20 protein-coding genes and 1 pseudogene are annotated in these 22,583 nt (G+C 64.8%); 13 read left to right on the top strand and 8 right to left on the bottom strand.

What is annotated here, in order from left to right:
• Positions 1–328: 328 nt before the first annotated feature.
• Positions 329–952 carry a hypothetical protein gene (locus tag ACIP90_RS03650; protein WP_400577045.1) on the top strand — a complete coding sequence of 208 codons (624 nt, stop codon included), beginning with the start codon at positions 329–331 and terminating at the stop codon, positions 950–952.
• 404 nt (positions 953–1,356) lie between these two features.
• Here ACIP90_RS03650 and ACIP90_RS03645 read toward each other — a convergent pair whose 3' ends face one another.
• Entirely contained in the window at positions 1,357–1,692 is a 336-nt protein-coding gene (locus tag ACIP90_RS03645; protein WP_400577043.1) for a hypothetical protein, read from the bottom strand.
• Between the two features lie 86 nt (positions 1,693–1,778).
• Here ACIP90_RS03645 and ACIP90_RS03640 point away from each other — a divergent pair, with 86 nt between their 5' ends.
• On the top strand, positions 1,779–2,351 hold the full coding sequence (locus ACIP90_RS03640) for an MOSC domain-containing protein (protein ID WP_400577040.1): 573 nt from the start codon (positions 1,779–1,781) through the stop codon (positions 2,349–2,351).
• A gap of 10 nt (positions 2,352–2,361) precedes the next feature.
• Here ACIP90_RS03640 and ACIP90_RS03635 read toward each other — a convergent pair whose 3' ends face one another.
• Together ACIP90_RS03635 and ACIP90_RS03630 are read right to left on the bottom strand one after the other, a co-directional pair.
• On the bottom strand, positions 2,362–2,799 hold the full coding sequence (locus tag ACIP90_RS03635; protein ID WP_400577038.1) for an SHOCT domain-containing protein: 438 nt from the start codon (positions 2,797–2,799) through the stop codon (positions 2,362–2,364).
• Positions 2,800–2,917: 118 nt separating this feature from the next.
• Positions 2,918–3,136 (bottom strand): DUF2188 domain-containing protein, encoded by a 219-nt coding sequence (locus tag ACIP90_RS03630; RefSeq protein WP_400577035.1) that lies wholly within the window; start codon positions 3,134–3,136, stop codon positions 2,918–2,920.
• Positions 3,137–3,371: 235 nt separating this feature from the next.
• Here ACIP90_RS03630 and ACIP90_RS03625 point away from each other — a divergent pair, with 235 nt between their 5' ends.
• On the top strand, positions 3,372–3,728 hold the full coding sequence (locus ACIP90_RS03625) for a VOC family protein (protein WP_400577032.1): 357 nt from the start codon (positions 3,372–3,374) through the stop codon (positions 3,726–3,728).
• Between the two features lie 68 nt (positions 3,729–3,796).
• A complete protein-coding gene (locus ACIP90_RS03620; RefSeq protein ID WP_400577029.1) occupies positions 3,797–6,190 on the top strand; it encodes an ATP-binding cassette domain-containing protein in 2,394 nt (797 codons plus the stop codon).
• A 159-nt stretch (positions 6,191–6,349) separates the two neighbouring features.
• Here the strand turns inward: ACIP90_RS03620 and ACIP90_RS03615 are convergent, their stop codons facing one another.
• The 4 genes from ACIP90_RS03615 to ACIP90_RS03600 are packed head-to-tail and all read right to left on the bottom strand — an operon-like array spanning position 6,350 to position 9,845.
• Positions 6,350–6,754: a universal stress protein gene (locus ACIP90_RS03615; RefSeq protein WP_400577026.1), complete on the bottom strand. Its 405-nt coding sequence runs from the start codon at positions 6,752–6,754 to the stop codon at positions 6,350–6,352.
• Positions 6,751–8,283, bottom strand: coding sequence for a tripartite tricarboxylate transporter permease (locus ACIP90_RS03610; RefSeq protein WP_400577025.1), 1,533 nt, complete (start codon positions 8,281–8,283; stop codon positions 6,751–6,753). The genes ACIP90_RS03615 and ACIP90_RS03610 overlap by 4 nt, the downstream gene beginning before the upstream one ends.
• A gap of 9 nt (positions 8,284–8,292) precedes the next feature.
• Positions 8,293–8,838, bottom strand: coding sequence for a tripartite tricarboxylate transporter TctB family protein (locus ACIP90_RS03605; protein WP_400577022.1), 546 nt, complete (start codon positions 8,836–8,838; stop codon positions 8,293–8,295).
• A 5-nt stretch (positions 8,839–8,843) separates the two neighbouring features.
• Positions 8,844–9,845, bottom strand: coding sequence for a Bug family tripartite tricarboxylate transporter substrate binding protein (locus tag ACIP90_RS03600; protein ID WP_400577020.1), 1,002 nt, complete (start codon positions 9,843–9,845; stop codon positions 8,844–8,846).
• A 147-nt stretch (positions 9,846–9,992) separates the two neighbouring features.
• On the opposite strand from ACIP90_RS03600, the gene ACIP90_RS03595 reads away from it, so the two are divergent.
• From ACIP90_RS03595 to ACIP90_RS03555, 9 genes and pseudogenes are all read left to right on the top strand, one after another.
• Positions 9,993–10,877, top strand: coding sequence for a LysR family transcriptional regulator (locus ACIP90_RS03595; protein ID WP_400577019.1), 885 nt, complete (start codon positions 9,993–9,995; stop codon positions 10,875–10,877).
• Between the two features lie 145 nt (positions 10,878–11,022).
• On the top strand, positions 11,023–11,937 hold the full coding sequence (kdgD, locus tag ACIP90_RS03590) for a 5-dehydro-4-deoxyglucarate dehydratase (protein WP_400577698.1): 915 nt from the start codon (positions 11,023–11,025) through the stop codon (positions 11,935–11,937).
• An 8-nt stretch (positions 11,938–11,945) separates the two neighbouring features.
• Complete coding sequence (locus ACIP90_RS03585; RefSeq protein WP_400577017.1) at positions 11,946–13,571, top strand: aldehyde dehydrogenase (NADP(+)); 1,626 nt, start codon at positions 11,946–11,948, stop codon at positions 13,569–13,571.
• Positions 13,568–14,896 (top strand): enolase C-terminal domain-like protein, encoded by a 1,329-nt coding sequence (locus tag ACIP90_RS03580; RefSeq protein WP_400577014.1) that lies wholly within the window; start codon positions 13,568–13,570, stop codon positions 14,894–14,896. The genes ACIP90_RS03585 and ACIP90_RS03580 overlap by 4 nt, the downstream gene beginning before the upstream one ends.
• A gap of 117 nt (positions 14,897–15,013) precedes the next feature.
• Positions 15,014–15,934, top strand: coding sequence for an AEC family transporter (locus ACIP90_RS03575; RefSeq protein WP_400577012.1), 921 nt, complete (start codon positions 15,014–15,016; stop codon positions 15,932–15,934).
• A 35-nt stretch (positions 15,935–15,969) separates the two neighbouring features.
• Positions 15,970–17,931: pseudogene (locus tag ACIP90_RS03570) on the top strand (DUF222 domain-containing protein).
• A 115-nt stretch (positions 17,932–18,046) separates the two neighbouring features.
• Complete coding sequence (locus ACIP90_RS03565; RefSeq protein ID WP_400577010.1) at positions 18,047–19,174, top strand: mandelate racemase/muconate lactonizing enzyme family protein; 1,128 nt, start codon at positions 18,047–18,049, stop codon at positions 19,172–19,174.
• A gap of 10 nt (positions 19,175–19,184) precedes the next feature.
• Positions 19,185–19,877 carry a FadR/GntR family transcriptional regulator gene (locus ACIP90_RS03560; RefSeq protein WP_400577007.1) on the top strand — a complete coding sequence of 231 codons (693 nt, stop codon included), beginning with the start codon at positions 19,185–19,187 and terminating at the stop codon, positions 19,875–19,877.
• 186 nt (positions 19,878–20,063) lie between these two features.
• Entirely contained in the window at positions 20,064–21,464 is a 1,401-nt protein-coding gene (locus ACIP90_RS03555) for an MFS transporter (protein WP_400577005.1), read from the top strand.
• Positions 21,465–21,487: 23 nt separating this feature from the next.
• On the opposite strand, the gene ACIP90_RS03550 is transcribed toward ACIP90_RS03555, so the two are convergent.
• Positions 21,488–22,426, bottom strand: a complete 939-nt coding sequence (locus ACIP90_RS03550) for a LysR family transcriptional regulator (protein WP_400577003.1) — start codon at positions 22,424–22,426, stop codon at positions 21,488–21,490.
• Positions 22,427–22,583 lie beyond the last annotated feature (157 nt).

Raw genomic sequence — 22,583 nt, 5'->3', positions numbered from 1 at the left:
CGATGAAACGGAGGTTCGCGGAAGGCTCTCATGCGTGACGGAAGACGGCGATACCGAGCTCCGCGCGGGTGACCACCTCGTCTTCCCGACCGCACAGCAGTACGCATACGTCAACGTTGGCCACGCGCGCACGGTTTGTGCGCGTCATTGTCAGGAAACGCAGGGATAGCGCTGATCGTAGCCGTCCCGTGGTTGGCTTATTTACCACGCCGATAATCATCGTTTCGTCAGGCTGGCTACGCCATCCTGGCCTTCTGTTGGAGCGCGGAAGCGGCAGGCGGCATGCCCCGCAGCCAGCCGCATTAGTACAGAAGGGTATGGTCGGGCTATGGCTGACCCTGAGAGATCATCATCGCAAGCCGGCACTATTGGCGTTGGCGTTATCGACGGCGGCCACGATGATGAGTCCTTGGCGCAAGACATCCGCCAAGAAGTGCACGATTGGCTCCGGCGCGCAGGGCTCAAGTCGAGTCCCGTTGACATCCCTGGCACAGGCAGCGCAATCGGCCCCTTCATGGAGAGCGTGATCCAGAACGTCTGGGCGTCTCTCCTCATCCTTGCTCTGTCCAAGGCTTTCGTCTTCTTCCAGGGCCTGAAAGATAGGAAAAACCTCCGGAAGTTCCACCAGACACAAAGGTTCTGTCTCATACAACTTTGGGATGGCCGCGGCGTTAGTCGTAACGCTGTCGAGCTTCTTCGCCTTCTGCCTGACCTTCACGCCCATATCTGGCAGCTATTTCCGAACCGTGCGTACTCCTTTTCTATATCGTCGGCCCTGAATGAGCCCCGTATTGAGACGGTGCATATAAAGCTGGAAGGCTACGATGACCTCCGCCTTACCGTCTGGCAGGCCAGCAAGATGCTGTATCGAATGTCGGGCACCCCGTTTGCTTTCATGCACTTAGAGGACGGGCCATATGGTTCGAGGCGAATCAGCCTCAACGCCGTCTAGAGGCTGGCCCTTCCATAACTGGCTCATTCTTGCGAGAGCACGCCTAAGAGTTGAGCGGGAAAGCCCATGTTCAGACTCGGCGAGATTAGTTCCGACCCGTCCGGGGCTTGGAGCATAACGTCCAGTTTCCTGATTTGCGTCTTGAAGGTCAGATGCCAGTTCGTACCGCTTCTGGTGATCTAAGCATGCACCACTTGGCGCTGCGGTCATCGACGTCCGGGACGTAGGTGGGCAGCAGCTGTTCGTGCAGGAACTCCTCGGCCGAGCCGAACACCAGCCGGGGCGCGTCTGCCGGCTCAGCAGCAGGGCTGCCGAGGTTCTGAAGGACGCCAACGCAGCCTTGAGCGTCTCAGCCTAAGCACGCTGGGCCAGCAGCACCGGCCCCCAGAAATCAGCCCCAGAAATCAGCTGCAGAATCTGCTGTACGTGCTGCCCGCTTCCTGGTACGCGGCAGTAAGCTGCGCGAGCTTCGCGTTGTCAGGGTGCTCTTTCACGGACTCGTCCGCGTACTCCAGGATTGCCTGCAGGGCCGGCTTGAGGTCGTTCGAGGACACGGCCTCGATCGGCCGGATCTGGTTGGCAAGCTTGATCATGCCGGTCTTGCCCATGTTTCCCGTGGGGCTGGAAACTACAGTCCTGACCCGGTCGCAGGTTTCCGCCGTCGAAAGCTGCGGCGAGGCGCAGGCGGAAGCGGACAGTAGAAGCCCGGCGGCCAGCAGGGCGGTGGTGAGTTTCTTCATGATTCCCTCAGTGGTTGACTACTGTCGATTCTAAGCCGACGATGCCCGGGCACCCACAAATCCCCCATATTGGGGAGGATAGTTGTATGACAGTCACCCACAGGTACGACCTGGAGATCCTGCACCTGCTGGTGTCGCCGGCGCACGCGTACTTTGGCCGTGCACGCGAGGGTGCCGCAGACGTCCCCACAACCGACGCCGACCGGGTGGAGCTGGTAGCCGGCAAGGGCATAGTCGGTGATCGGTTCTTCGGCAAGGCCGCGCATATGGACGCAGCGGTAACCCTGATCGCGGCCGAAGCCCTCGATGCCATGGCCACGGAACTGGGAGTCGCACCATTCGACCCGCTGCTGACGCGACGCAACGTAGTCCTCAGAGGCGCCCACCTGGCTCCGCTGCTTGGCAAGGAGTTCGTGCTGGAATCGCGCGGTGACCTGCTGCGGCTAAGGGCCGGACGTCCTGCCCACCCCTGCGCCTGGATGGATCAGATGCTCGCCCCCGGCGCCCACAAGGCCCTGCGCGGGCGGGGAGGCGTCCGCTGTCAGCCCCTTTCGGACGGCATCCTGCACCGCGGGCCGGCCGTGCTCATCAGCCCAGTGCCGCTCGACCCCGGAAGCGCCGGCGCGCCTGCCCTGCTGCGGCCGACGCGGCTTCCTTAGGCGTTGCTTCTTAAAGCTGGTTGAGCAGCCGGGCCCGCTTGCGGTCGAACTCCTCGGTGCTGATCAGGCCATCACGGTACCGGCGCTCCAGGTCCTCGATCTGTGACGCCACCGACGGAACGGCAGAGGCGGCCGTGTACCGGTTGATCGCGACAACCCGAATGATCACTGCGGTCAGGACCATAATGATGCCCGCGGCGATCAGCATCCAGACCGGAGCCGCGGCCTCATCGATTTTCCGGTAGCACTCACCGGCCATCCGTGAGCCGCTTCGAAGCGCGTCGAAAATTTCAGCCTGACGGCTTGGGGGAATCAACGGGCTGCCACAAAGGGGGCCCACCTTCTGCAGACCGACGATGATGCCGGTAACCGAGACAGCGAATCCGGCGACAATAGGCCAGATCCAGCCACGACGCGTCCTGGGGTCGTGCCGCACGGTACCTTCCATGTCTCCCCCTTGGAAAATGCAAGTGATTGAGGGAAATCATATCTGCCAAGAAGCCGGGGGCCGGGACCCAGTTCGCAGGGCGTCCCGACACGCCGGCCACGCCCGGTCCCGGTCGGCGCTAGTAGCGGTTTGGAAGGTCGCGGTAGCTGTTTTGACACAGGAGTGTGCCGTCGACGTCGCGGATGAGGTGGTCGACCCTGTCGCGCACAGCGGCTCGTCGTCCGGCGTCCAGCGCCTCGGACTGATTCGTGCTCACCACAAGGGATTGAGCGCTCCCTTCGCGGCGGGTTTTCCACAACAGGTCTTCGTAGAACGTCTCGACATTGCTTCCAGCCATCACAGATCCTTCCCCAAGAATCATTGGTGCTACACGCCGGCCGCGACGCTGCTGCACGGCCGCCGATCACAGTCTCACCCCGGAGCCTCAAGACCCGGACAGTGTCAACGCAAGATCGGCTCAAGAAAATGAGGCAGACAGCACGCGTCCGCAAGGCGCTGCGGCTAGCATGAATCCCATCGACATCACACCGTAAATACCGGGTCGAATACGGCCCAGGACCACAGGAGTGACCATGACCGACTCTTCCACCCAGGGAATCAAGACCGTCCTGCATCCCGTGTCCGACCTGGCTGCGGCCAAGAGCATGTACACGGCCCTCCTCGGCGTGCCGCCGCAGGCCGACGGCCCCTACTATGTCGGCTTTGACACCGCAGGCCAGCATATCGGGCTGGTGCCGGGCGGTGGACCGCAGGGCATGACCTCACCCGTAGCCTACTGGCATGTGCCGGACATCGAAGCCAAGCTTGCCGAGGTGACCGCCGCGGGCGCCACCGTGAAGGAACCCGTGCACGACGTCGGCGGCGGCCGTCTGGTGGCCACCGTCACCGACCCCGACGGCAACGTATTGGGACTGCTTCAGGACCGCTGAGCCCGGTACCCCCTCGAGCACTCGCGCCGATACGACGATTGCCGCCCCGATCAACAGATGGAGACATGATGAGCATGGCCACCAGTAGTGACACGCAGGAGCCCACGCAGCACGTCGCCGACGGCCATGATTTGATCCGAGTCCAGGGCGCGCGGGTGAACAACCTCAAGGACGTCAGCGTCGAGATCCCGAAGCGCCGGCTGACCGTGTTCACCGGCGTCTCCGGATCGGGCAAGAGCTCCCTGGTGTTCGGCACGATCGCCGCGGAGTCGCAGCGGATGATCAACGAGACCTACAGCGCCTTCGTCCAGGGCTTCATGCCAACGCTGTCGCGGCCGGACGTCGATCTCCTCGAAGGCCTGACGACGGCGATCATCGTCGACCAGGAGCGAATGGGCGCGAACCCCCGCTCCACCGTCGGCACGGCGACCGACGCCAATGCGATGCTGCGCATCCTCTTCAGCAGGCTCGGACAGCCGCACGTCGGGCCACCCACGGCGTTCTCCTTCAACGTCCCCACGCGCAAGGCCAGCGGGGTGATGAGCACCGAGAAAGCAGGCGGCCGCGTCGAGAAGAGTGTTGTGCAGGGCGCTGTGTACCTGGGCGGCATGTGTCCGCGCTGCGAGGGCATGGGCTCGGTTTCCGACTTCGACCTCACTGCGCTATACGACGACAGCAAGTCGCTCGGCGAGGGTGCCCTGACGGTCCCCGGCTACAGCATGGACGGCTGGTACGGACGCATCTTCAGCGGCGCCGGCTTCAACATGGACAAGCCGATCGCGAAGTTCACCAAGAAGGAGATGCACGACCTCCTCTACAAGGAGCCCACCAAAATCAAGGTCGAGGGCATCAACCTGACGTATGAGGGCCTGATCCCGAAGATCCAGAAATCAATGCTTTCCAAGGATGTCGACGCGATGCAGCCTCACATCCGGGCCTTCGTGGAGCGTGCCATCACGTTTCAGGCCTGCCCCGAGTGCGACGGCACACGGCTCAGCCCGGAAGCGCGGTCCTCGAAAATCCAGGGCAAGAACATCGCCGACCTGTGCGAGATGCAGATCAGCGACCTCGCCGGCTGGGTCCGCGAGCTGAACGAGCCGTCGGTCGCACCCCTCCTCAAAGGACTGCGGCACCTGCTCGACTCGTTCGCCGAAATCGGGCTGGGCTACCTCTCACTGGACCGGCCGGCCGGGACCCTGTCCGGTGGCGAGGCGCAGCGGACCAAGATGATCCGCCACCTCGGATCCTCCCTCACTGACGTCACCTATGTGTTCGACGAGCCGACGATCGGCCTGCACCCCCACGACATCGAGCGGATGAACCGGCTGCTGCTGCAGCTGCGTGACAAGGGCAACACCGTACTCGTCGTGGAGCACAAGCCGGAGACCATCGCGATCGCTGACCACGTCGTCGACCTCGGCCCCGGCGCCGGCACCGGGGGCGGCACCGTCTGCTTTGAGGGCACCTTGGATGGGCTGCGGGAGAGTGACACCATCACCGGCCGCCACCTCGACGATCGTGCGAGGCTCAAGGACTCGGTACGTTCATCCTCCGGTGCGCTGGAAGTCCGCGGCGCATCGACGAACAACCTCCAGAACGTAGACGTCGACATCCCGCTAGGGGTGCTCTGCGTGCTCACTGGCGTCGCCGGCTCCGGCAAGAGCTCGCTGATCAACGGTTCGGTCGCCGGCCGCGACGGCGTGGTGGTGATCGACCAGGGTGCGATCCGCGGTTCGCGACGGAGCAACCCGGCGACGTACACCGGCCTGCTCGAACCGATCCGCAAGGCATTCGCCAAAGCCAACGGGGTAAAGCCGGCGCTCTTCAGTTCCAACTCCGAAGGTGCTTGTCCCACCTGCAACGGCGCGGGCGTCATCTACACTGAGCTGGGCGTCATGGCCACAGTCGAATCTACCTGCGAGGAGTGCGAGGGAAAGCGGTTCCAGGCGGCGGTGCTGGAGTACACACTGGGCGGTCGCAATATCGCCGAAGTGCTCGCGATGCCGGTGGCCGAGGCCGAGGAGTTCTTCAACGACGGCGAAGCACGCACGCCGGCTGCCCACAAGGTCCTGGACCGGCTCGCCGATGTCGGCCTCGGCTACCTCACCCTCGGCCAGCCGCTCACGACGCTGTCCGGCGGCGAGCGGCAGCGGCTCAAGCTGGCCACCCAGATGGCCGAAAAAGGCGATGTCTACATTCTCGACGAACCGACCACCGGGCTGCACCTCGCCGACGTCGAAAATCTGCTCGGTCTCCTCGACCGGCTCGTCGACTCCGGCAGGTCGGTGATCGTCATCGAACACCACCAGGCGGTGATGGCCCACGCCGACTGGATCATTGACCTCGGTCCCGGCGCCGGGCACGACGGCGGGCGGATTGTCTTCGAGGGCACGCCCGCCGACCTCGTGTCCGCGCGTTCCACCCTGACCGGGGAGCACTTGGCGGCCTACGTCGGCACGTGACGGGGATCCCCGGAAAGATGTCGACAAGCAAGAACTGGGCACAGAACAGAGGCGGGCCGGCATCCCTGTTGGATTCCGGCCCGCCTCGTTTCCATGCGGTGGTGCCGTAGTTGGCAGTGCCTTGTCAATGCAGTGTGCCTTACGAAGCGGTGGCGCCGACTAAAACTGGCCGTCGCCCGCCTTGACTGCGAGCACGGGACGGTCTGCCTGCATCAGGATTCGCTGCGCGTGGCTGCCGAGGATGAACTTGCCCACCTGCGACCGGTGCCGCAGGCCAATGACGATCAGAGAGGCGTCGGCTTCGCGGGCGACCTCGAGGAACTCGTCTGCCAGGTCGTGCTGGTACGGCGGCTGGATCACAGTTGCCTTCACGCCCGCCTCCGCGGCCCGCCGGGAGGCCTGGGCAAGCACATCCACCGGCGCCACCGACTTATCCACCAGCGCACCCTCGCGGGCGGAGTTGACGATCACGAGGTCCTGCTTCCGCAACCGGGCCTCGGCAATGCCCGCACTCAAGGCCGCCTCACCGGCGGGCGTAGGGACGAAACCGACGATGATGCTCATACCTTCTCCTTGATTTGTACGGTACCGGGCTCTGCGGGAACGACTGCCCTGCGCTTGACCAGCATGCTCCGAATCCCCGGCAGCACGGCGACCAGGACGAACACCGCTAGCAATGTTGCCGAAATCGGCCTGCCGAAGAAGCCCAGCGGATCGCCGCCGAAGACCAGCAGCGAGCGGCGGAGCGAACTCTCCAGCAGCGAACCCAGCACGAACGCCAGGACCAGCGGACCGGGCTCGAAGCCGAACTTTTTCATCAGGTAGCCGATGACGCCGAACACCACCACAAGCGTTACGTCGAACATGCTGTTATTGATCGTGTAGGCGCCAAGCAGGGTGATCAGTGCCGTGACAGGAGCCAGGATCGCGGCCCGGACCCGCAGGATCTTCACGAACAGGCCCACGAGCGGCAGGCTCATGATCAGCAGCAGGATGTTGCCGATATACATCGAATTCACGACGCCCCAGAAGAGGTCCGGGTTCTCCTCCACCAACTGCGGGCCTGGGGTCACACCCTGGATGAGCAGCGCTCCGAACATCAGGGCCATGGTGGCGTTGGCCGGGATACCCAGCGTGAGCAGCGGGATGAAGGAGGAGGTGGCGGCTGCATTGTTTGCCGTCTCGGGCCCGGCAACGCCCTCGGGGGCTCCCTTGCCGAAGCGTTCCGGCTGCTTGGCCCGCTTCTTTTCCATGGCGTAGGAGGCCATGGACGAAATCGTGGCGCCGCCGCCAGGCAGAATGCCAAGGAAGAAGCCCAGGATGGAGCCGCGTCCTATCGAACCGGAGGCCTGCTTCAGGTCGCTGCGTGACGGCCACACATTGGCGACCTTGGATGGCGCTTTGGCGGCACGGTGGCGTTCCTCCAGGTTGTACAGAATCTCGCCAAGGCCGAAGATGCCCATGGCGATCGGCACGAAGTCGATCCCGTCAGCGAGCTCCAGGCTGCCGAACGTGAAGCGGCTCTCGCCGGTGAACACGTCGCGGCCGACGGTGGCCAGCAGCAGTCCGAGTGCCGCGGCGATGAGAGCCTTGGTTTTTGCGCCGCTGCTGATCGTTGCCACCAGCAGGATGCCCAGCAGGGCCAGGGCGGAGTACTCCGGCGCGCCAAAGTCCAGGGCAAAGCTCGCCACGATCGGGGCGAGGAAGGTCAGGCCGATGATGGACGCGGTGCCGCCGACGAAGGATCCGATGGAGGCCAGTCCCAGTGCGGTGCCGGCCTTGCCCTGCCGCGCCATCTGATAGCCGTCGAATACGGTCACCACCGACGACGCCTCGCCGGGAAGCCGGAGCAGCACCGAAGTTATCGTTCCGCCGTATTGCGCGCCGTAGAAGATGCCGGCCAGCATGATGATGGCGGTCACCGGCTCCACGTTGTAGGTCAGTGGCAGCAGAATGGCGATCGTGGCAGCCGGGCCGAGGCCTGGCAGCACGCCGATCAGCATGCCGATCACCACGCCGATGAGGCAGTACAGGAGGTTTGTCGGCTCCAGGACAACCGCAAATCCGTTGATCACGGGATTCAGAAAATCCACGGGTGTCTCCTAGAAGAGATGGGGGATGGAAGTGTTGAGCGCGAGGACAAAGAGCCCATAGAACGCGCCAACGACGACGGCACTCACCACGAGCGTGGAGCGCCAGGTTTCGCTGCCCAGAAACCGCATCCAGACGATGCACAGCGCCAACGCCGGCAGTTCGAATCCGATTGTCGGCATCAGCGCGACCATGAGGGCCAGTGTCACCAGGCCGGTCAGGGGTGCCATGGACATGCGGGTGAACTTCTCCGCGTCCCGGTTGCGCCGGCCGATCACCAGCTGAAAGAGGCCCAGCGCCACCATCACGCAACTGATGATGAACGGCCAGAGTCCGGGTTGCGGAGCGGCCGGCGTGCCCAGTCCCATCGCCAGGGACAGGATAATGGCACCGGCGCCTAGGCCGAGAACCACCAGCGAGGAGGCCACGTTGGCCAGAGCCCCGGCGGCGGGCGGCTTTTCCTCTTCCCATTGGGCCGCCAGCTGTTCCGGCGTGAGATCGTCCAGATCAACGCCGGGGAGCGCTCCGCCGTCGGGCACTGGGGGTGTTGGCTTCACAGAAATCACTTTGTTCCGCTCAGGCTGATGCTGTACTTCTCCACCAGTGCCTTGTACTTCGCGGCGTAGTCCTTCCACTGCGTGACAACTTCCTCACCGGAGATTTCCTTCGGGGTCAGCAGGTTCTGCTCATTGAACTGCTTATAGGCGTCGGACTTGAAGGTCTCCTGCAGCGCTGCGGTGAGCTTGTCCTTGACCTCCTGAGGCGTGCCCTTGGGCGCGGCGACGGCCCGGTACTGGGCCACCGGAACGTCGTAGCCCGATTCCTTGGCGGTGGGCGTGTCCGGCAGGAAGGTGTTGCGCTCCTCGGAGAAGACCAGCAGCGGGGCAACCTTGCCGGCCTTGATCTGGGGCATTGCCTCGCCGAGCTGGATGGTCGCCAGCTCCACCTGGTTGCCAAGGACAGCAGTCAATGCCGGCTTGCCGCTGTCGAAGGGAACGTCGGTGCCCTTCACATTCGCCTGCTTGAAAAGCACGGTCTGTGCCAGCTGGCTTCCGGTCCCCACGCCGGTGGTGCCGAACGTGATGTTGCGGCCCGCCCCTGTCACGTCCTTGATGGTTTTGAAGCCGGACTTCTCGCTTGCCACCAGCACGTAGTCATCCTGGGACAAACCGGCGATGACATCGAAATCATCAATGTTCACAGCCTCGTCCGCGGTCACGGCGAGCGGCGTGATGGTGATCAGGGAAGCGTTGAGCAGGATCAGGTTCTGGCCGTCAGCCGGCTTGCCCGCCACCTCCTTGGAGGCCAAGGCACCGTTGGCACCGGGCTTGTTGACTACGGGCATCGGGGCGCCCAGGGTCTTTGACGCGCCTTCTGAAATGGCGCGGGCAATAAGATCGGTGCTTCCGCCGGGAGCCTGGCCAACCGTGAGGTTAACCGGTCCGCTCGGGTATTTCGATGTATCGGCGCCGCCGCCGGCGACATTGCCACAGGCAGTCAGGGCCATCAGCGCTACGGCGGATGCTGCTCCGAGAATGGAACGGCGGGAGGGGAAGTGCGTCATTGAAACTCCTCGTTTGCACTGCGGGCGGGGGGTGCCCGGCAAGTAGTTGTGAACCGGGTCACGGCCGGCTCGCTTTCTCGAGTGTAGGGAGCCGGTATGATGCGTGTCTAAACCCAAATATGCATCGGGTAATACCGGGAAGGCATCATGTTTACGTTCGACCAGCTTGCAGGATTCATCGCTGTCGCCGAGGAGCTGCACTTCGGCCGCGCCGCCGAGCGGCTCAACATGACGCAGCCGCCCCTCAGCCGCCAGATCCAAAAGCTTGAGAAAACAGTGGGCGCCGAGTTGCTTGAGCGCGACAACCGGAAAGTCGAGCTGACGCCCGCGGGCCGCGCCTTCCTGGAGGAGGCCCGTCGGCTGATCGCACTGGCGGAACGGGCACCGGTCACGGCCCGCCGGATAGCATCCGGCCGGTCAGGGCATCTGCGCATCGGCTTTACCGCCGCGAGCGGGTTCAGCATTCTGGGGCCGCTGCTCGAGGAGGCCGCGGATATCCTTCCGGACGTCGACCTCGACCTGCAGGAGCTCGTCACCGGCGAGCAGATCATGGGACTTCAGACCGGCGAACTGGATCTTGGCCTGGCCCGCCCGCCCTTCGACAGCGAAATCTTTGATTCCCACCTCCTGTACCGGGAAGCCATGGTGCTGGCGGTTCCCTCAGGCCACCCGCTCGCCGACCTGGGCCGGGACATCACTCATGATGACCTCAAGAACGAACCCCTCATCATGCACTCGCCAACGCAGGCCCGGTACTTCTATGACCTCGTGGTCCGCATGATTCCCGTGCAGCACGCGAATGTGGTCCACACCGTCAGCCAGATCCTCACCATGGTCTCGCTGGTCGCCGCAAAACGGGGCGTGGCCTTCGTTCCGCACTCCGCCACCCTGCTGGGCATCCAAGCAGTCGAGTTCCTTCCGCTGAAGAGCAGCGTGGAGGATCCGGTGGAACTCCATGCCATCTGGAACCGCAACATCCGGAACCCAGCGCTCTCCCGTCTGCTGCACGGGCTGGAATTCCGCGGTAACTGAGCCCCGAAGTCCGTAGCCCAAATGATGCCGGGACGGTATCAGTGCATACAAAAATGAACTTAGACAGGCATCAAATGCCTCCCTACTGTGGAAGGAACGAACTCATCCGCCGCACCGAAGCGGCGCCAACATGGAGGACCACACCGTGGCCAAATACTCACCCCAGGAACTTGCCGACACACTCAAGAACGGGCTGCTCTCCTTCCCCGTGACCTCCTTCGATGCAGAGCTGCAGTTTGACGAGGAGAACTACCGCAAGCACCTCGCGTGGCAGGCCAGCTACCCGGTGGCCGGGCTCTTCGCCGCCGGCGGGACCGGCGAAGGCTTCTCCCTCACGCCTGCCGAGTCGGAACGAGTCGTCCGTGCCGCCGTCGAGGAAGTCGGCAACACAGTTCCGGTCCTGGCGTCAGCCGGCGGGTCCACCGCCCAGGCCATCGAGAATGCAAAAGCGGCCGAAGCGGCGGGCGCCGAGGGCATCCTGCTCCTCCCGCCGTACCTCACCGAGGCGGACCAGGGCGGCCTGGTCGAGCATGTCAGCGCCGTCTGCCGTGCCACCTCGCTCGGCGTGATCATTTACAACCGCGCCAACGCCATCTACCAGGACACCACTGTGGCCACCCTGGCCGACCGGCACGAAAACCTGATCGGCTTCAAGGACGGTGTGGGCGACCTTGAGCACGATGCCCGCGTCTACGCCAAGCTCGGCGACCGCCTGTTCTACCTCGGGGGCCTCCCCACCGCGGAAACCTTCGCGCTTCCGCTGCTGCAGCTGGGCATGAGCACGTACTCCAGCGCCATGTACAACTTCGTCCCGCAGTTCGCCCTGGACTTCTACCAGGACGTCCGCAACAACGACCGCGTGGCCGTCAACAAGAAGCTCAACGAGTTCGTTATCCCGTACCTGGACATCCGCGACCGGGTCAAGGGATACTCCGTTTCCATCGTCAAGGCCGGCCTCGACGTCATCGGCCGCTCCGCAGGTGGTGTCCGCCCGCCGCTGCAGAACCTCGCCGCGCAGGACCTCGCCGACCTCAAAGCCCTCATCGCCACCGTCTCCTAGGAAGAACCATGACACTCAACGGACACTCACTGATCGCCGGAGAGCCCGTCCCGGGCGCAGGCAAAACCGCTTTTGGATTCGACCCGGCCACGAATGAGCGGCTCGAGCCCGCCTACACGCTGATCACCGAAGAGCAGCTCAAAGCCGCCACGACCGCGGCCGCCGAGGCTTTCCCGTCCTTCAGCACCCTTGACCCCGAGACGCACGCCGCGTTCCTGGACGCCATCGCGGACAACATCGATGCCCTCGGCGAGGAACTGATCATCCGCGCCGGCCAGGAAACCGGCCTCCCCGCGGCCCGGCTGCAGGGCGAACGGGCCCGCACCACCGGCCAGCTGCGCCTCTTCGCGACCGTGGTCCGCCAAGGCGACTTCCGCGGCGTGCGCATCGACCCCGCGATCCCGGACCGCACCCCGCTGCCGCGCGCGGACATCCGCCTGCGCCAGATCCCGCTCGGCCCCGTCGCGGTCTTCGGCGCGAGCAACTTCCCGCTGGCCTTCTCGACGGCGGGAGGAGACACCGCCTCGGCCCTCGCCGCCGGCTGCCCCGTCGTCTTCAAAGCCCACAATGCCCACCCCGGCACCGGCGAACTTGTCGCCCAAGCCGTCGTCAAGGCCGTCAAGGACACCGGGCTGCACCCCGGCGTGTTCTCGCTGGTCTACGGCCCCGGCGCCAGCATCGGCCAGGCCCTCGTGTCCGACCCGGCCATCAAGGCCGTCGGCTTCACCGGCTCCCGGGCCGCGGGCGTCTCCCTGATGCAAACCGCCGCCGCTCGCCCCGAACCGATCCCGGTCTACGCCGAGATGTCCTCACTCAACCCGGTCTTCGTCTTCCCCGGCGCCCTCAAAGGCTCCGCCGCACAAATCGACGCACTGGCACAGCAGTACGTCACCGCGGTCACCGGCAGCTCAGGCCAGCTCTGCACCTCCCCCGGCCTGCTCTTCGCCCCGGCCGGCGAGGCAGGAGACAAACTCGCCGCCGCCGTCGGACGCGCGGTATCCGGCTGCGCCGGGCAGACCATGCTTACCGAGGGCATCGCCGGTTCCCGGAACGCCGGCGCCGAAGCGCTCGGCGCCGCAGCCGGCGTCGATCTCGTGGGCCAAGGCACCCAAGGTGGCACAGAGAACGCCCCCGCACCGGCCATCTTCGGTACCGACATCAACACCTTCGTCTCCAACCACGTGCTGCACGAGGAAATCTTCGGCGCCGCGTCCTTGGTGATCCGCTACTCCACCACCGAGGAACTCCTCACCGCCATCAGCCGGCTCGAGGGCCAGCTCACCGCCACGCTGCAGCTCACCGGAGAGGACCACCCGACGGCGGCCCAGCTGCTCCCGGCGCTGGAGCAGAAAGTCGGCCGCATCATCGTCAACGGCTGGCCCACCGGCGTCGAAGTCGGCCACGCCATGGTCCACGGCGGCCCCTTCCCCGCCACCTCCGACAGCCGCACCACCTCCGTCGGGACCCTCGCCATCAACCGCTTCCTCCGCCCCGTCGCCTACCAGAACCTGCCCCAGGAACTGCTCCCCGCACCCCTCCAGGACACCAACCCCTGGCAGCTCAGCCGCCGCGTCGACGGCACGGTTGTCCAGGCAGACGCCGCTCAGGCAGAGAGAGAAGAGGTCAACGCATGAGCGCCCAGCCAACCGTCGCCCGCGTGGAAGTCGTCCCGGTTGCCGGCCACGACAGCATGCTTATGAACCTCAGCGGCGCCCACGGGCCCTTCTTCACCCGGAACGTGGTCATCGTGACCGACTCGGACGGCCGCTTGGGACTCGGTGAGGTTCCCGGCGGGGAGAAGATCCGCACCACCATCGAGGAAGCCGGCGCACTGATCACCGGCAAGCCGGTGGCCCGCTACCGGTCCCTGCTGCGCGAGATTGCCGCAGAGTTCGCCGACCGCGACGCCGGCGGCCGTGGCCTGCAGACCTTCGACCTGCGCACCACGGTCCACGCGGTCACCGCCGTCGAATCAGCCCTGCTGGACCTTCACGGCCAGTTCCTGGGCGTCCCCGTCGCGGAACTGCTGGGCGACGGGCAGCAGCGCACCTCGGTTCCCATGCTCGGTTACCTCTTCTTCGTCGGCGACCGCCGACGGACCGACCTTCCGTACCTCGTGGAGGATGCGCCGGCGGACCGCTGGGAGAGGCTGCGCCGGCAAGAAGCGATGACACCCGCAGCAGTGGTGGCCCTGGCCGAGGCCGCGCAGGAGCGCTACGGCTTCAGCGACTTCAAGCTCAAGGGCGGCGTGCTGTCCGGCGACGCCGAGGTGGACGTCGTCACGGCACTCGCCAAGCGCTTTCCCGAAGCCCGTGTCACGCTCGACCCCAATGGCGGGTGGCTTCTTGAGGAGGCTATCCGGCTGGGCAAGCGAATGCAGGGCGTGGTGGCTTACGCCGAGGACCCCTGCGGCGCGGAAGGCCGCTTCTCGGGGCGCGAAGTCATGGCGGAATTCCGGCGTGCCACCGGCCTGAAGACGGCCACCAACATGATCGCCACGGACTGGCGCGAAATGTCGCACGCGATCCGCAGCAACGCCGTCGACATTCCACTGGCAGACCCGCACTTCTGGACCATGCACGGTTCGGTACGCGTGGCGCAGTTGTGCAACGAGTTCGGCCTTACGTGGGGCTCGCACTCGAACAACCACTTCGACATCTCGCTCGCCATGTTCACGCATACAGGCGCGGCCGCACCGGGCGAGATCACGGCGCTGGATACGCACTGGATCTGGCAGGACGGCCAGGGCCTCACCAAGGACCCGCTGCAGATCAGGAACGGCGCCATCGAAGTTCCGGATGCACCCGGTCTCGGCATCGAGCTGGACCGGGACGCGCTGGACAAGGCACACGAGCTGTATCTGCAGCACGGCCTCGATGCCCGCGACGACAGCATCGGCATGCAGTACTACATCGACGGCTGGTCCTTCGACCCGAAGCGTCCCTGCCTCGTTCGCTAATGCGAGTGGGGTAGACAAGCACCAAAATCTTCCGCACGGCCGGACCTCCCCGCAACAGGAGCCGGCCGTGCGGAACCCACTCATTATGTTGAATAGAGCTAAATAGAAGGGCTCAGCTTGGGCGGCGTCGTCTCCGGAATCCTCATAGTTTCCGCCGTCATCGCCGTGGGCTATGTCGCGGCCCGCCTGCGGATCCTCGGTCCCGAGATCCAGGGTGCGCTGACCCGCACGGCCTTCTACATCACCAACCCGGCACTCCTCTTTACTGTGGTGGCCGGAAGTGACATCCGGGCGGCGCTCGGAACGGACGCCCCACTGGCGCTGCTGTCAGCAGTGATAGTGGGGCTACTCTATTGCCTGCTAAGCTTCCTGTTCTTCCGCCGACCCGTTGCGGAGACCGCTGTCGGAGCAATGGCCAGCAGCTATGCCAATGCCAACAACATCGGGATCCCGGTCTCGCTCTACGCCGTGGGAACGGCCCAGCACGTGGCACCGGTGCTGCTGGTGCAGATCCTGGTCATGGCCCCCTTCTATCTGACCGTTCTGGAGCTGTCCTCCGGAGCCAGAATCTCGTGGAAAAAGATGCTGGTCCAGCCGTTCGCCAACCCGATGATCATCGCCTCCGCGCTCGGCGCCGTTGTAGCGCTTACCGGCTGGAGCGCCCCGGACTTGTTACAGAAACCCATCGATATGCTCGCGGGCGGCGCGGTTCCGATGGTGCTGCTGGCCTTTGGCCTCTCCCTGGCCGGGAAGGCACCCCTGCAAGCAGACGACGGGCGCACGGAAACCCTGGTGGCGACCTTCCTGAAGATTGCAGGCATGCCACTGGTTGTTTGGGTATTGGGCCGGTTCGTTTTCGGCCTGGAAGGCCAGCATCTCCTCGCGAGTGTCATCATGGCCGCCCTCCCGACCGCACAGAACGTGTTCCTCTTCGCCTCCCCCTACGGCAGGGGCATAACCGTGGCCAGGGACGTGATCCTCTGCACCACGCTGCTCAGCGTCGGGGCGCTGCTGGTGGTCGCCTGGGCAGTCGGATAACTAATAATGTCCGACCCCTTTGGCAGAGTTTAGCTATGGAAGCCATGGGGGAAGATCCGGCAGGAGGCGCAGGGCCGTGGGCAGTGTTGCCCGGTGCCGCTGTGCTTCCCGAAGGCCACTTCCGCGGGCTCCGTAGTGTCCCCGCCGGGACGGCGCAGTTAGCTGGGTTGGCGCCTGCTTTCGGGTCTGACTTAGCGGCCGACGGCGGCGGTTCCGGTGGTCTTGCCCGGGGCCTTGAGTTGTTGAAGGGTATGTGTTCGACGGCGGCCGCTGACGCCGCGCTTATGGGTTTCCGTGAGGCCGCTGACTTCGCCGCCAAGGTCGAGGACGCCTCCCGCGCTATTGAGTATTTGCAGGTGGTCGCGGCCGGATCGGTGAACCGGAGCCGTCGAGATGCGACATTGGCTGCGCAGTCTGGGTCGGGGTCGGGTGCGGGGGTTGGCTGGGTCACCGGTGGGGGCGCGGAAGCGGTCGAAAGTGCCCCGGAAGCGAACGGCTGGCCGGCTTCTGCGCAGGTGGAGTCTGATCAGGGTGGCAGCGGCCTGACGGCCTGCCAAACCCGCAGCGGACGGCCGGCCGCGGCCGAACCGGATCCCGCTGATGACGGGTTCCGGAACGCGGAGGAGTTCCTGCGGGGCAGGCTGCGGATCAGCGGCCGGGAGGCGCGACGCCGGGTCGCCCTCGCCGATGCGGTGCTGCCCCGGACCGGGTTCACCGGCCACACCGAACCGGCCGAACGCAAAGAACTCGGCGCCGCCCTGGCCGCCGGGACCATCGCCTCCCAACCCGCGACCATCATCACGCTCGCCCTGGACCAGGTCCGGCACCAGGCCCCGGACGAAGCACTCGCCCGGATGGAACACGCCCTGACCCGCACCGCGGCCGAGAACGACACCGACTACCTGTCCAAAATCGCCAGGCGCTGGATCAACGGGCTCGACCCGGACGGGCCCGAACCCAGCGAAGAACAACTCCGCCGCCGGCAAGGCGCCTTCATCCGTCCGACCCGGCACGGGCTCCACCACCTGGAAATCTTCGCCACCGCCGTCCAGTTCGAACCCCTCCTGACCGTGATGAACACGGCCACCAACCCCCGCACAACCACCAACGCCGCCGGCACAAACGACAACGCAGACGGGGATCTAGCCCGGCAGGACGCCGCAACCACCGGCTGGGATTCGGTGCCGGACGTTGACCCGGACCCGCCCGCAACGGCACTTGGACGGACTGGTCGGCGCCTGCAAAGCAGCCCTGACTGCCGGAACACTCCCCACAGCAGGCGGGCTCCGGCCCCAGGTCATGGTCACCATCGATTACGTCGACCTCCTGGACCGCCTCGAACACGAAACCAGCCAAGGACCCCGCTACTCCAACACCAACCGCAGCACCGCACCGAGCCGACCCACGGCCGCAGCCACTGGCGGGCATGGCGCCCCGGGCGTCCCTGCGGACCGCGGCGACGAACTCAATGGCCAAGGCGGCAATCACACCGGCTTCGGCAGCGACACCAGCGACCTCGTAAATAGCAGCAAAGCCAGCGCCAGCCCCGCCGGCACCGGATCCCATCCGGGCATTCCCGGCACAGGGTCGTTTACGTTCACCGGACCCATCAACGCCGCCACCGTCCGGAAAATCGCCTGCGACGCGGACATCATCCCGATCCTGCTCGGCAGCGAAGGCCGCATCCTCGACGTCGGCCGCACTACCCGAATCTTCCCGCCCCCCATCCGCAAAGCCATCACCGCCCGCGACCAAGGCTGCGCCTCCCCGGCTGCACCATCCCCGCACCGTGGTGCGAAGCCCACCACATCACCTACTGGTCACATGGCGGCACCACCGGCACCGACAACGGCACCCTCCTCTGCTCCCATCACCACCACCTCATCCACAAAGAACAATGGACCATTCAACTCCGAGCCGGTGTGCCCTGGTTCAACCCACCACCCCATATCGACCCCCGCCAACAACCACAACGAAACAACTACTTCAAATGCTGAGCTCCTCCCGCCGCTCCCCTTACTCCTGCAAGAGAACACTTGTAATACAAGTTTATTACTTGTAGCCTAAGTGGGAGGGCGATGCAGCCCACCATCCTGCTTTCGAGGAGCATCCATGAGCACCGTAGATCTCATCCGCCATGTAAAACTTTCCACCGCGAGGCTTCCACTGGCCGTTCCGATCAGCGACGCAAAGGTCTTCACTGGTCGCCAAAAGCCCATGACTGAAGTGGTCTTCCTCTTCGCAGAAATCACCACCGAACAGGGTCACACCGGCCTCGGCTTCAGCTACTCCAAGCGCGCAGGCGGCCCCGCCCAGTACGCCCACGCCAAGGAAGTCGCAGAAGGCATCATCGGCGAAGACCCCAACGACATCGGCAAGGTCTACACCAAGCTGCTCTGGGCCGGCGCTTCCGTGGGCCGTTCCGGAGTCGCCACGCAGGCCCTCGCCGCCCTCGACATCGCGCTCTACGACCTCAAGGCCAAGCGCGCCGGCCTCCCGCTCGCCAAGCTGCTGGGCTCCTACCGCGACTCCGTGCAGACCTACAACACCTCGGGCGGCTTCCTCAACGCCACCCTGGAGGAGGTCAAGGCCCGCGCCACACAGTCGATCGAAGAGGGAATCGGCGGCATCAAGATAAAAGTTGGCCTCCCGGACAGCAAAGAGGACCTGCGCCGCGTAGCCGGCATCCGTGAACACATCGGCTGGGACGTCCCGCTCATGGTGGACGCCAACCAGCAGTGGGACCGCGCCACCGCCCTGCGCATGGGCCGTCAGCTGGAGGAGTTCAACCTCGTGTGGATTGAAGAGCCGCTGGACGCCTACGATTTCGAAGGCCACGCCCATCTCGCCTGCGTCCTGGACACGCCCATCGCCACAGGCGAAATGCTCGCCTCCGTAGCCGAGCACAAGGGCCTCATCGCCGCCGACGGCTGCGACATCATCCAGCCTGATGCCCCGCGCGTCGGCGGTATCACGCAGTTCCTGCGTCTCGCGGCCTTGGCGGATGAACGCGGTCTTGACCTGGCCCCGCACTTCGCCATGGAAATCCACCTCCACCTTGCCGCTGCCTATCCCCGCGAGCCCTGGGTGGAGCACTTCGACTGGCTGGACCCGCTGTTCAACGAGCGCCTCGAAACGAAGAACGGCCGCATGATGGTTCCGGACCGTCCCGGCCTTGGCGTGTCGCTCAGCGACCAGGCACGCGCCTGGACCACGGAGACCGTGGAATTCGGCGCGTAATCTTGAATCCATGAGCCGGAACCTGACCACCGACCTCGCCGCCGACCTTCGCAACCGCATCGTTGACGGCGTCATCCAGCCCGGGGACAAGCTTCCGAGCGAAAACACCCTGATCAACGAGTTTGGTGTGAGCCGTACCGTGGTCCGCTCCGCGCTCACGCGGCTCCAAGCCGAAGGACTCGTGGAAACCGAACGCGGGCGGGGCAGCTTTGCGCTGACCCCGCCCCCGGAAGGTCCGACGGCGGGACGGGCCAGCAGGCCTGTTGTCACCATGGAAGACCGTCTCCACCTGCTGGAGTTCCGGATCGGCGTGGAGGCCGAAGCCGCCACCCTGGCTGCCACCAACCGCACGGACCGCCAGCTCAAGGTCCTTCAGAAATCGCTGGATGACTTCACGGCCAGCGTGGAGCATCCTGCGCATGCCATGAAATCCGACTACGCCTTTCACCGGGCGGTCGCCGCTGCTTCGGGAAATCCCTTCTATTCGGATTGCCTCGCATCGCTGGGCCAGACCATGATCGCCATGCCCCGGACCCGGCTGATGACCGACGTCGAGCACTACGCACGCGATCATTTCGATCAGGTCGTTCACGAGCACGGCTCGATTTATGCCGCCATTGCCGAGCGCGATGGGCCTTCCGCTGCTGCGGCAATGCGCAGCCATCTCGCCAATTCCCGCCGCCGACTCCGCGAGGGACGGTGAATGAACGCCTCCTGTAGCGGAGGCCTCCTAGCGAATCAGTCTCCGTAGGTATCACGCCATGCAGTATTCGTGTTGGACGTGCATGAAACCGACTGCCTACAGTTAACGGGTGCTGCGGCGAGGAGCACACGGCTCGGCCGCAATCCCCGCAGCGTGAGCTTGCTGATCTATCAAAGAGGATTCCCCATGCAGTCTGTTGACACCGCTGTCACGGATCTGGCTTCGGCCACGAAGAAGTTTTTCAGGCGGGTGCTGCCCATCATGCTCGTCATGCTGGTTTGCAACCAGCTGAACCGGTCCAACATCGGTTACGCCCAGGACCACCTGCAGGCGGACGTCGGCATCGGTGCGGCTGCGTACGGCTTCGGGGCGGGGCTATTCTTCATCGCCTACGCGATCTTCGAGCTTCCCAGCAACGTGATGATGGAAAAGTACGGCGCAAAGGTCTGGCTGACCCGGATCATGATCAGCTGGGGCACCGTGTCCTTCCTGATGGCTTTTGTCCAGAACGAGACGATGTTCTACGTCCTGCGCTTCCTGCTCGGTGCGGCCGAGGCTGGATTCTTCCCCGCCGTCATCTTCTACTTCGCCCGCTGGGTACCCGCAGGCCAGCGCGGCAAGGCCACAGCCATTTTCATAGCCGGCTCGTCGGTCGCCGCCGCCCTTTCGGGGCCGATTGCCGGCATGCTGCTCAGCCTCCACGACGTGTTGGGACTGCGTGGCTGGCAGTGGCTGTTCGGGTTCGAAGGCCTGCTGTCGGTGGCCGTGGGCATCGTGGTGTTCTTTCTTCTGGATGCCAAGATCCACGACGCAAAGTGGCTGAGTACCGCCGAAAAGTCCGCACTCTCCCGTGCAATTGAGGAGGAGGACGCCCAGCACTCCGCCGGCAACGGTACCGGGTCAAATGCCGGAGGCAATGCGAAGATCAACCGCTGGAAGATGCTCCTGAACGCCCAGATCCTCCTGCTTTGCGGCATCTACTTCGCCGTGCAGCTCTCCATCTACGCCAACACCTTCTGGCTGCCCAGCATCGTCAGGCAGATCCCCGGCACCACCGACCTGAGCGTCGGCTTCCTCTCCGCCATTCCATGGGTGTGCGCCGTTGTCGCCATGTACTTTGCAGCCAAATGGCAGGACAAGGCAAAGTCCAAGCGTCCCCTGCTGGTGGTTGCCCTGCTGGTGGCCGCCGTGGGAACGTTCGCAGCCGCCGTCGCCACTCCGGTCCTTGCCCTAGTGTTCCTCGCCATCGCCGCCATGGGCTTCAAGAGTGCTTCTCCGCTGTTCTGGACCATCCCTCAGTCCGGCCTGCATCCGCTGGTCCTGGCCCCGGCCATCGCCATCATCAATTCACTGGGGAACCTGGGCGGTTTTGTGGCCCCGTTTGGCTTCGGAATCATCAAGGAGCAGACCGGCAGCGTAGTGCCGGGACTCTTCGCCCTGGCCGCGGCATCCACCCTCGCGGCCGGCCTCGTCTACTTCTTGAAGGAGCGCAAGACGCCCGGGGCACGAGTCGAAGCGGAGCCGCGCGATGAGGAGGAAAACTCAAGGGAACCGCATTCCGGGCTCGCCACCGTCGGATCAAAGTAGTCGGATCAAAGTAGCCGCCCGGGCTACCTGTCAGAATCGGACGCAGCCAACCCCGCAGAGTCGATCAGCTCGAGGAGCCGCCTTACCGCTGGGTTGGCTGTCTCTTCGTTCCACGCGATCTCCAGGTCCACCCGGTTGAGCTCCTGAATACCGTGACTTCCGTCGATTTCGTGGAATTCGACCCCCGCCGGCGCCGAAGCCATGGCGGACGCCGGCACCAGCGTGACTCCCAGCCCCGCCTGGACAAAGGCGAGGAGTGCCGGGATCTGGCTGGCATATTGGGTGATGTTCGCATGGGCACCGGCACTGGCAAACAGGCGGAGCACTAGATCGTGGAAGTACCTGGCTTCCTTCGTGGAGTACATCAACAGGGGAAGCCGGTCCAGTTTTCCCAAGGGCAGCGGAGCGCCCTCCTTCATGGGCATGCTTCCAAGCAGTGAGCTTCCAACGGGCAGCGCCACGACCAGACGGTCCTTCATAAGGGGCCGTGACACTATGCCCGGGCGGGCCACAATCGGCCTCAAGAGGCCAAGATCCACGCTGCCCTTCACCAGTCCGTCCATCTGGTCCGTGGAGACGAGCTCCCTCAGCATGAACGAGACCCCGGGCATGCTGTCGGCCGCGCGGCGCAGCATGAGCGGCAATGCACTTTGGCCGGCGATCGCCGTGTAGCCCACGGTGATGGCTCCTACTTCCCCCGAGGAAACCCTGCGGACATCCAGCTCGGTTTTGATGCACAAGTCCAGGATCTGCCTCGCCCGGGGCAACAACATGGCGCCCGCCGGTGTCAGCTCGACCTTGCGGCTGGTGCGGCCGAAGAGTTGCGTGCCCAGCTTCTTCTCCAGGATCTGGATCTGCCGGCTCAGGGGAGGCTGCGTCATGTTTAGCCTTTCCGCGGCCGCACCGAAATGCAGTTCTTCAGCGACGGCAACGAAGGCCTCCAGCTGGGGCAAGGTGAACATCGATACCTTTCATGGATGATCGGGTGCAGAAATTGGCTTGGACGTGGATCGATTCGTCCCATTATGTTCATGGGGAGGGCAGTTGCGAAACCATCCCGCCCAGGAAAAGGCCCCGACTTCCCCAACGGACGAACTACTGGGCAAGCCCACTGACCGA

Source organism: Arthrobacter sp. NPDC093139 (assembly GCF_044754165.1).
Taxonomy (GTDB): Bacteria; Actinomycetota; Actinomycetes; order Actinomycetales; family Micrococcaceae; genus Arthrobacter.
Note: the sequence above shows the minus strand (reverse complement) of the source record. Positions and strands in the feature narration are given on the sequence as shown.